Below are 10,335 nucleotides of genomic sequence, written 5' to 3'. Positions count from 1 at the left end.
AAACTTATTTTCTCTAGCCAGAGATTTTCAGTGAAAACAAGGCGAATTTACGCGTCAATAGCGGGCCTATTGCAAGTAAATTCAACGCAGTTAGCGCTGAAAATAGCTGCTCGAGATAGATTTATTATCCAGAGTTCAGGTTAGTTAACCTTAGTAAATTGAGCGCATTAAAAAAGCACGATTAAATCGTGCTTTTTTAATGTTTAACTGGTTATGGTTTAACTAAGTCGTCAGCATCACCTAAACCTTTTGTAAGTTCTTCTAGGAGCTGTTTGATCTCTTCTGATGAGAGAATGAAATCTGCGTCTAGTTTTACAGCCATATCTTCTTTAGGGATATCTGCATTTTCTTCTTTTAACGTTTCTGAATAGCTTAAACGCTTAATAGAACCGTCGTTTTGCAGCATGAACTTAACGCGCTCTTGCCAATCAAGTGCAAGTTTAGTGACGCGTTTACCACTTTCAAGATGCGATTTTACTTCATCACACGATAGGTCATGGCCTTTAAGTTTAACTTGTGCGCCGCTGTCATCTGCTTCTTCAAGCTCAGCGTCAGAACCTATAGCAAAACCTTCTGGCGTACTGAAGTTAGTTAACCAATCAGTTAAAAATACATCTAAGTCGTAATTAGCAAAAGCAGGAACTACAGGAAGTGTTCCTAACGATTTACGCAGTAGCGCAAGTAGTTCTTCAGCTTTATTAAAACTGCCACTGTTTACTACTACCCAGCCATTTTCTTGATCGATAAATGCAAACTGTAGGCTCGATTTTTTAAATGCTTGTGGAAGAAGGGCATGAAGGATATTTTCTTTCAATTCATCTTTTTCTTTTTTCTTAACAGGGCGATTTTCTTCAGCTTCAATTAAATCGACTTTTTCAGCAACAAGTTCGTTGATAACTGATGCAGGGAGAACCTTTTCTTCACGCTTGGCGCAAACTAAAATACTTTTTTGTGAAAAATGCGATAGCGTATCACCGTGCTTTCCAAATGCCTTAGTCCAGCCAAATGTAGAGAGCTCTTGGCCTGTACATGGACGAAATAAATCTTGCTCTAATGCTTTATCGAAATCTTCTTGAGTGTACGAAACATCTTGTTTAAAGCGGTAACAAATAAGGTTACTAAACCACATGGGGATTGATCCATTTGAAAAATTTGTTCAATCATAACAATAAAATCAGTATCTCGAAATGACTGATTTTATTGTTATGACGATTTAATCTTGATTAAATATAGGCAAAGGCTTTTGCATGTTTTTGGGAAATTTAATTACATAACTTAAACCTTCACCAGTATTACTGGTGGCTTCAATTGAGCCGCTTAAAGTTTGTTTTACTAGATTGAGCATAATGTGAGTACCAAGCCCACTACCGCCCTGATCTCGCTTAGTTGTAAAAAATGGATTAAATAGTTTTTCGAGTTGCTCGCTCGTTACTCCATTACCATTATCTTTATAATTAATGATTAAATCGGTTTCGTTGCTGGCTATGTTTATATCTATAATGCCGTTGTTTTTTCCTTCGAAACCATGAATCAGCGAGTTCATGATTAAATTAGTGAAAATTTGACTTATAGCGCCTGCAGGTAAATTTAAGATTAGATCCTCAGGACACGCGAGCTTAATTGAGTGCGCTGTTTTTTTTAATTGCGGGTGAAGTGAGCGAATAACCTCATTGATGTAATCTTTAAAATTAATCGTTCTGACCGCTTCACTTGCCTGATCAACTGCAATTTGTTTAAAGCTGGCTATTAATTCAGACGCTCTGTCTAGGTTTGTCGTTAGCAAACTGGTACTTTGTTTCGCATCGTTAATAAAGTTTTCGAGCACTTTAGGTGAAAGAGTTTTTTCTTTATAAGCAACATCTATCTGATTTAGGCGCTCTTGTAAAAACGATATAGCAGTTACTCCAATACCGATTGGGGTGTTAATGTCGTGAGTTATCCCTGCAACGAGCCCGCCAAGTGCAGCCATTTTTTCTGTGCCAAGTAAGCGCTCTTGAGCAAGACTTAATTCTTCTACATAACGCTCTAATTCAGTTTGTTTTGTTAATAGTTCAAGTTCAGTGCTACGGCGTAAATCGATTTCATCGGTGAGGACAATTTTTTGTTTTTCGAGCTCGTATTTTTGTTGTTGCAAATCCATCATAGCTTGGCTTAAGTTTGATGTTTTGCGAGCTACATCTTGTTCTAATTGAACATTGTGTTGATCTAGTTTTTCATTACTAATAATGAGCTCTTTTTGTGCGAGCTCTAACTCTTTGCGATATTGAACTACTTTATCGATAAGTCTATTGAATGATTTTTCCATAACTTTGAGTTCGTTATGCTCATCGGTTTCAATTTCAATATGTTCACCTTCGAGTTCATCAAGTTCTAAGTTTTCTATTTGATCGGTTAGTTGGGCTAAGGGATCTGTAAGCAGCTTTCTAAAAGCCATTAAAAAAAGAATAATTAAAAAAGTAGTTTTAATCATTGCATTGCCAATTAAAAAGTAAATTGACACCATGATGCGGCTAAAAACGACTTCTCGACTAGAAAAAAGCGTAACGTCACCAACCTGAGTTGCGCGTCCTGAAAATTCAAAAATCAGCGGGAAGGTATACCCAAATAAACCTGATTTAGTGTCTTCAAGAATAACTTCTTCTTGTACCAATTGTTGGCTATATAGTTTGTGTATATCGAGAGAGCGACCAAGCTGCGAGATTATTTCACCACTATCATCGCGCACAATTATACCTTCAATCATAGGGATCGCTAATAGCCCCTCAGCAGTTGTGATGGTTTGTTTGGTATTTAATTCCCAAATTGCTCTAGTTAAACTGCGGCTGAAGGTTTTTTGTAACGTTGCTAATTCGTCTCTAATATAATCTTTAGTATTGACGTACTCAGCAATAACTTGCCCGCAAGTGACCACAAATGTCAGCAAAAAATAGACTGATAGCACGCTAGTCAATAACTTTTTAGAAAGGCTTTGTTGTAACATGAGTGTTCAGTTATTCCTTTGTTTAGACTATATTTATTTATTTAGTTAAAAGTTAGTCAATAAATGCTTAAAAATACATAAAACATTTAATTTTCTTGCCTTTTATATTCTAGTTAACTTTTAATTTACTATAGATAAAGCTTGTAATGGATTAACTATTTATTTTAATCTACAAATTATTTTATTTTTAAGCACACACAAGCAACTAGCTACACTAACATAAACGTAACAAATATAAACTTTATATAAAAGAGTTAACGCTACTTTGTTGCGTATAGCGGTACTGACACGTAGGATGCTAAGTATTGCTATGGATAGCTCCTCATTAACAAATTTAATTATGTTCACTCAGTAGTAAAAACTATGAATTTTTCTATTTTGGTATGTGACGATTCAACCGTCGCACGTAAACAGGTCATTAGGTGTCTGCAACAGTGCATTGATGTAGATATCCAACAGGCTGTAAATGGTGCAAAAGCCATTGAGCTATTTAAAACGAATAATTTTGATTTATTGTGTTTAGATTTAACTATGCCTGAAGTAGATGGTGTCCAAGTACTTGAACACATAAAAGCAAATAAAATAGAGTGCTTTGTACTTGTTATCTCTGCTGACATTCAAGAAAAAATGAAGCAGCGAGTAACTCAATTGGGTGCAATTGATTTTGTGAATAAACCCATAGATAAAAATAGGATGTATGAAATACTGCATAAATTTGGCATTCATTGAGCCTTTTTTTGTCAAAAAAGGCTGTTTTATCTTTTAATTTAGGGTTGACAGCATAGCCTTTGTTAAGGCAGTCTTAGCCTATGAAAACAATTAATCGCGTACTGACCATCATTATTACAACCACCATTCTTACTGGATAGTGGCATAGGTCGGTGCAACAAATTTAAAGGCCTGTGTTCACTTAGAACACAGGCCTTTTTCGTTTTATGGGATGAGGAACATAAATAATGCGCGTTTTAAAATTTGGAGGCTCGTCGCTTGCCGACTTTGCTTGCCTTGAGCAGGTAGCTCAGCTAGTTAAAGCACAATTAAAAGATGAAATGCTTTTGGTACTTTCTGCTCCAGGTGGAATGACCGATTCGCTAGTTGCACTGGCAAGTGCCGCAGAGCAAGGTTTAGATTTTTCGCAGCAATGGCAAATATTAGTTAGCCGTTGTGAAGGTTTAAAAGCTGACGTTGAAAAAAGTGGTGTGGTAGTTACAAGCTGGCCAAACTTAGGTGAGCTTAAAAATAAACTAGATGGCGTGTCACTTATACAGTGTTGCCCTGAGCAAGTTCGTGCGTTCGTAATTAGCTTTGGAGAACGCGTTAGTGTTTCTTTAATGCAGGCTTTATTGAGCTCTCACGATGCAAGATACCTAGAAGCGACAAGTTGTATTGCTTCTACTGGTGGTTATATTGATGCCGAAGCTGATTTAGTCTTAAGTAAGTCGCGCTTTCAAGCTGTACTTAAAGAAAACCCTGCAACTATTTATATCATGCCTGGCTTTACAGCAAGTAATGACAAAGGTGAGCTTACAACGCTTGGCCGTAATGGCTCTGATTACTCAGCAGCCATTGCAGCAGCCTGTTTAGACGCTGAAATTTGCCAAATTTGGACAGACGTTGATGGCGTATACAGCGCTGATCCTCGTTATATTAAAAAAGCCACTAAAGTAGATTTTTTATCTTATAAAGAAGCGATGGAGCTTTCTTACTTTGGTGCAAAAGTACTTCACCCTAAAACAATTTTGCCATGTGCTAAAGCAGGCGTGCCATGCGAAATTAAAAATACGCATAACCCAGACGCACAAGGCTCATTAATTGGTAATGATTATTCATCTGATGAGCCAGTAAAAGCGCTTTCGAGCCTACAAGATCTTGCAATGCTAACGGTTTCAGGCCCAGGCATGAAAGGTAAAGTGGGTATGGCATCTAAGGTGTTTAATGCGCTTGCTCACGATAACGTATCAATTGTATTGATCACGCAGTCATCATGTGAATTTAGCATTAGCTTTTGTGTACACGAAACTGATTTAGCGCTTGCACTGGATGCGTTACAAACTGCATTTGAACTTGAATTACAAGCAGGGCTTATTGAGCCTGTACAAGTACAACGTAATTTAGCCATTGTTACTTTAGTGGGCGATAATATGCGCGCGCACCGTGGCTTAGCGGCTAAGTTTTTTGCATCGCTTGCACAAGCTCAAGTAAACATTGTGGCAATTGCACAGGATTCTACAGAAAGTGCTATTTCTGCGGTAATTGATGGTGAGTTATGTAATGACGCAGTAAAAATATGCCATGAAAACTTTTTCACGCATGTGCCGTCAATTGATGTGTTTTTACTCGGTTGTGGTTTAGTAGGGCAAGAGCTTATTAATCAGCTTGAACGTCAACAAGCTTGGCTTGAAAAGCGTAATATTAAACTCAATTTGTATGGTGTTGCTAACTCCCGTCAATTACATCTAGATAGTGAAGGTATTGCTTTTGGTGATTGGCAGCAAAAACTATCCTTATCTGAGCAAGCGTTTGATTTAAAGTTAGTAGAGCAATTTGTTAAGCAAAACCACTTAGTGAATCCAGTATTAGTAGATTGTACATCTTCAGATGCACTTGCTGCGCAGTATGTAGACTTTTTAAATGCAGGTTTTCATGTAGTTGCTGCCAATAAAAAAGCAACAACAAGCTCATACACGTATTACCAAGATTTAATTGCGGCAACACAAAAGAATAATCGTAAATTTTTATACGAAACAAATGTTGGTGCAGGCTTACCAGTAATTGATAATTTACAATCGTTATTTGGTGCGGGTGATGAGTTATTAGAGTTTAGCGGTATTTTATCAGGCTCACTTTCGTATATGTTTGGCGCACTTCAAGATGGTTTATCACTTTCTGAGGCAACCATTAAAGCCAAAGAAAGCGGTTTTACTGAGCCAGACCCTCGTGATGATTTATCGGGTACCGATGTAGCACGTAAGTTATTGATCATTGCTCGCGAAGCCGGCATGAAGTTGGAGCTAAGCGATATCGAAGTTGAATCGGTATTACCAGTTGGTTTTGCACAAGGTGATAGCGTTGATGAGTTTATGGCAAAACTACCAAGCCTAGATGCTGATTTTAATGACCGCATTCAAAGTGCTGCGAGCGAAGGTAAGGTACTTCGTTATGTAGGTACAATTAAAGAAGAACACTGTAAAGTAGGTATTGAAGCGGTAGATGAAAAACATGCACTTAGTGTTATTCGCGATGGCGAAAATGCACTTGCTATTTTAAGCCAATACTACCAACCGCGTCCGTTTGTAATTCGTGGTTATGGTGCAGGCTCTGAAGTAACCGCAGCGGGTGTTTTTGCTGATATTTTGAAAACGTTATCGCGCTAGGAGCACATTATGATTGAAGTATATGCTCCGGCGTCAATTGGTAATTTTGCAGTGGGTTTTGATGCCCTTGGGGCAGCCCTTGCGCCAATTGATGGCAGTTTATTAGGCGATGAAGCAGTTGTCAGCGTAGCACCAAGCGACGAATTTATTTGCACTGGCGACTACGCCCACAAGTTACCAAGTGATCCTAATGAGAATTTAGCGTATCAGTGTTTAGTGCATTTTAGAGCGCATGTTGCGCCTAATATGCCAAGCGTAAAGCTCGAACTTAAAAAGAACTTACCAATTGGATCCGGACTTGGCTCTAGTGCGTGTTCAGTAGTGGCTACTTTTGCTGCCCTTGATCAATTTGCCAAAACAAACCTAAGCCAAGTTGAGCTTATAGAGCTTATGGCTGATTTTGAAGCCGTTGTAAGTGGCGGTCGTCATTACGACAACATCACGCCTTGTTATTTAGGTGGTTTGCAATTAACAGGTGATTTAATCCCTAATAAATCGATTGCACTGCCTGTTGATGATAATTGGTACTACGTTGCTGCGTTCCCTGGTTTTTCACTCAACACTGCAAAAGCGCGCTCGGTTTTACCAAAAGAGTTGAGCATGCATGCAAGTGTTGAGTTTGCACAGCGTTTATCGGCATTTAGTAGCTTACTGTTAACTAAACGTTTTGACGATGCGCTGAGCATAATGAAAGATGAAATAGCAGAACCTTACCGGGCACCGCTTATTAAAGGTTTTAGTGAAGCCAAAGCAAGCTTGCCAGCGCTGGGCGCTGAAATAGTGAGTATTTCGGGCGCAGGGCCCACCTTGTTTAGCGTATGTAAAACACTTGAAGCTGCACAGCGATGCGCGCAGTGGTTAGAAATAAATTACATTAACGAGCAAGGCTTTTGCCACATTTGTAAATTAGATAACGACGGCACGCGTCAATTAACAGCTTTATAGGATAGGTAGTCATGCAATTACATAATTTAAAAGAGTGCTCACAAAAAGTGTCGTTCGTTGAAGCCGTGAAAACAGGTTTGGGTCGTAATCAAGGTGTGTTTTTCCCTGAATCACTGCCGCCACTGTCCGATGTTGATGCATTGCTTGATATGGACTTTGTTACACGCAGCGGCAAAATATTATCACACCTAATTGGTGATGAGCTACCAAGCGACACTGTGGCACAAATGGTTAAAAACGCATTTAACTTCCCAGTTAAGCTGGTGGAAGTTGAAGAAAACACATACTGTTTAGAGCTGTTTCATGGTCCTACACTTGCGTTTAAAGACTTTGGTGGTCGCTTTATGGCAGAGTGTTTAGCGCAGTTTAATAAAGACGAGAAAGTAACTATTTTAACAGCAACATCGGGCGATACCGGTGCCGCAGTTGCGCATGCTTTTTATAATAAACCAAATGTCGATGTGGTTATTTTATACCCTAAAGGCAAAATTTCACTTGCTCAGCAAAAGCTATTTACAACGCTTGGTAATAACATTCATTGTTACGCAGTTGAGGGCAGCTTTGATGATTGCCAAGAGTTAGTTAAAAATGCCTTTTTAGACGAAGAAGTTAAATTAACACTTGGGCTAAACTCAGCTAACTCAATTAATATTAGCCGTCTAGTTGCTCAGGTTTGTTACTACTTTGAAGCCATTGCACAGCTACCAAAAGAAAAACGCGCAACGGCTCACATATCAGTACCAAGTGGTAACTTTGGTAATGTGTGCGCTGCAATGATTAGTGCGGTTATTGGCTTACCTGTAGGCAAACTAAGTGCAACAACCAACCAAAATGATACTGTGCCGCGCTTTATGCTTGATAAAACGTGGACGCCAAACGCAACGCTTGAGTCGCTTTCAAATGCAATGGATGTAAGTAAGCCAAACAATTGGCCGCGTGTACAAACAATGTTAGATAATAACTGGTTTAGCTACGATAATTTTTATTCAACAAGCGTAAACGAGCAAGACACGCAATCGGTGATGAAAAAAATTCAACAAACGGGTTATATTGCAGAGCCTCACACTGCTATTGCGTACCAAGGTCTTGTTGAAAATCGAGCGCCTGGTGCTGCAGGTATCTTTTTAGCAACCGCTCACCCTGCTAAGTTTAAAGAAAGTGTAGAGGATATTTTAAATATTGAATTAGATATGCCAAAACCACTTGCTGATGCACTAGCAAAACCATGCCTAGCAAGCGATATGAACGCCGATTACGACGCGTTACGTACCGAAATGCTCGCTAAATTAGGCTAAGTTAAATTAAAAGGAAAAGCGGCTTGAGCCGCTTTTTTTATAACTTTATACGGATGAATACACTTAGTTATATTTACTAATTAAATGTAGTAAATATAATTCATTTAAAATTATTATGGCTTTATAAAAAAATATCATCTTAAAAGAGCTGTGAAATAGTTTCAATCCCTGTTTAAATATCCTCAACTTAAGAGCGTAGGCAAAGAGTCGTTTAAAGCGTACAATAAAGCCTCTAAAAAACACCATACACGTTGCCCTAGGAGACCCCAATGTTAGAACGTAGCATGAATATTTCGGATTTTGATCCAGAGTTATTTGACGCGATAACCAAAGAAACTGCTCGCCAAGAAGAGCATATCGAACTAATCGCTTCAGAAAACTACTGTAGCCCACGCGTACTAGAAGCGCAGGGTTCACAGCTTACAAACAAATACGCAGAAGGTTACCCAGGTAAGCGTTACTATGGCGGTTGTGAGCATGTTGATGTTGTTGAGCAATTAGCAATTGACCGTGCTAACGAGTTATTTGGTTCTGACTACGCAAACGTACAGCCACATGCTGGTTCGCAAGCTAATGCTGCTGTTTTTCTAGCATTATTAGACGCTGGCGATACTGTATTAGGTATGAGCTTAGCTCATGGTGGCCACTTAACTCACGGTTCTCACGTAAGCTTCTCTGGTAAGCTTTACAATGCAATTCAATACGGACTAGATGAAGCAACGGGCGAAATTGATTACGCACAAGTTGAAGCACTGGCACTTGAGCACAAACCAAAAATGATTATTGGTGGTTTCTCAGCGTACTCAGGTATTGTTGATTGGGCTAAATTTCGTGAAATTGCTGACAAAATCGGTGCTTACCTGTTTGTTGATATGGCTCACGTTGCAGGTTTAATTGCGGCGGGTGTTTACCCAAGCCCAGTTCCTCATGCACATGTTGTAACTACAACTACGCATAAAACACTTGCTGGTCCTCGTGGTGGTTTAATTATTTCTGCATGTGGCGACGAAGCAATCTATAAAAAGCTTAACAGCGCAGTTTTCCCTGGTGGCCAAGGTGGTCCTTTATGTCATGTTATTGCAGCAAAAGCAGTGGCATTTAAAGAAGCACTTCAACCAGAATTTAAAGTATACCAAACACAAGTTGTTAAAAACGCAAAAGCAATGGTTGCTGTAATGCAAGAGCGCGGCTACAAAATCGTATCTGACAAAACTGAAAACCACTTATTCCTACTCGATTTAATCGATAAAGATATCACTGGTAAAGATGCAGACGCAGCCCTTGGTAACGCTAACATCACAGTTAATAAAAACTCAGTGCCAAACGATCCACGTTCTCCGTTTGTAACATCTGGTTTGCGTATTGGTTCTCCTGCAATCACTCGTCGTGGTTTCAAAGAAGAAGAATCAAAAGAGCTTGCTGGCTGGATTTGTGACGTACTAGATAACATCACTGATGAATCTGTACAGGCGCAAGTTAAAGAAAAAGTTAAAGCAATTTGTGCAAAATTACCTGTATACGCTTAATTGCATAAGCGGCAGTAATTTAGATCACAACAGCTAGGGGCCTGTTTATCTTTCGAGGTTTAATTTGCAGTAGTATGTTTGGTTTTTAGGCAAGGCAGAGTCTATGTAGTGTGGTTACTCCACACAAATAGGCGATAACGCAGCATAAATGCCAAACATGCACTGCCCTCGGGTTCGTCCTAGGGGCGATTTACTCTTTGTTGCTCGGTTTTTAC

The 10,335-nt window shown here is 39.1% G+C and carries 7 protein-coding genes; 5 read left to right on the top strand and 2 right to left on the bottom strand.

Annotated features, from left to right (window positions below; translation table 11 throughout):
* Nucleotides 1-211: 211 nt before the first annotated feature.
* On the bottom strand, nt 212-1,129 hold the full coding sequence (rdgC, locus tag CWB66_RS18025) for a recombination-associated protein RdgC (protein ID WP_077535902.1): 918 nt from the start codon (nt 1,127-1,129) through the stop codon (nt 212-214).
* Nucleotides 1,130-1,213: 84 nt separating this feature from the next.
* On the bottom strand, nt 1,214-2,980 hold the full coding sequence (locus CWB66_RS18020) for a sensor histidine kinase (RefSeq protein WP_077535901.1): 1,767 nt from the start codon (nt 2,978-2,980) through the stop codon (nt 1,214-1,216).
* A gap of 363 nt (nt 2,981-3,343) precedes the next feature.
* Between CWB66_RS18020 and CWB66_RS18015 the strand changes: the two genes are divergently transcribed.
* From CWB66_RS18015 to glyA, 5 genes are all read left to right on the top strand, one after another.
* Nucleotides 3,344-3,709, top strand: a complete 366-nt coding sequence (locus CWB66_RS18015; protein WP_077535900.1) for a response regulator — start codon at nt 3,344-3,346, stop codon at nt 3,707-3,709.
* Between the two features lie 227 nt (nt 3,710-3,936).
* Nucleotides 3,937-6,354 carry a bifunctional aspartate kinase/homoserine dehydrogenase I gene (gene thrA / locus CWB66_RS18010; protein ID WP_138586443.1) on the top strand — a complete coding sequence of 806 codons (2,418 nt, stop codon included), beginning with the start codon at nt 3,937-3,939 and terminating at the stop codon, nt 6,352-6,354.
* A 9-nt stretch (nt 6,355-6,363) separates the two neighbouring features.
* Entirely contained in the window at nt 6,364-7,299 is a 936-nt protein-coding gene (gene thrB / locus CWB66_RS18005; protein WP_138586442.1) for a homoserine kinase, read from the top strand.
* Between the two features lie 11 nt (nt 7,300-7,310).
* A complete protein-coding gene (thrC, locus tag CWB66_RS18000) occupies nt 7,311-8,594 on the top strand; it encodes a threonine synthase (RefSeq protein ID WP_138586441.1) in 1,284 nt (427 codons plus the stop codon).
* A 269-nt stretch (nt 8,595-8,863) separates the two neighbouring features.
* Entirely contained in the window at nt 8,864-10,120 is a 1,257-nt protein-coding gene (glyA, locus tag CWB66_RS17995; protein ID WP_024589760.1) for a serine hydroxymethyltransferase, read from the top strand.
* Nucleotides 10,121-10,335 lie beyond the last annotated feature (215 nt).

It is taken from the genome of Pseudoalteromonas sp. S558, assembly GCF_005886635.1.
GTDB classification, from domain to species: domain Bacteria; phylum Pseudomonadota; class Gammaproteobacteria; order Enterobacterales; family Alteromonadaceae; genus Pseudoalteromonas; species Pseudoalteromonas aliena.
The sequence above is the reverse complement of the archived record's forward strand: the minus strand, read 5'-3'. Positions and strand labels throughout refer to the sequence as shown.

Coding starts and splice junctions, on each gene's coding strand:
- rdgC (WP_077535902.1), bottom strand. CDS start 1,129: ATGTGGTTTAGTAACCTTATTTGTTACCGCTTTAAACAAGATGTTTCG.
- CWB66_RS18020 (WP_077535901.1), bottom strand. CDS start 2,980: ATGTTACAACAAAGCCTTTCTAAAAAGTTATTGACTAGCGTGCTATCA.
- CWB66_RS18015 (WP_077535900.1), top strand. CDS start 3,344: ATGAATTTTTCTATTTTGGTATGTGACGATTCAACCGTCGCACGTAAA.
- thrA (WP_138586443.1), top strand. CDS start 3,937: ATGCGCGTTTTAAAATTTGGAGGCTCGTCGCTTGCCGACTTTGCTTGC.
- thrB (WP_138586442.1), top strand. CDS start 6,364: ATGATTGAAGTATATGCTCCGGCGTCAATTGGTAATTTTGCAGTGGGT.
- thrC (WP_138586441.1), top strand. CDS start 7,311: ATGCAATTACATAATTTAAAAGAGTGCTCACAAAAAGTGTCGTTCGTT.
- glyA (WP_024589760.1), top strand. CDS start 8,864: ATGTTAGAACGTAGCATGAATATTTCGGATTTTGATCCAGAGTTATTT.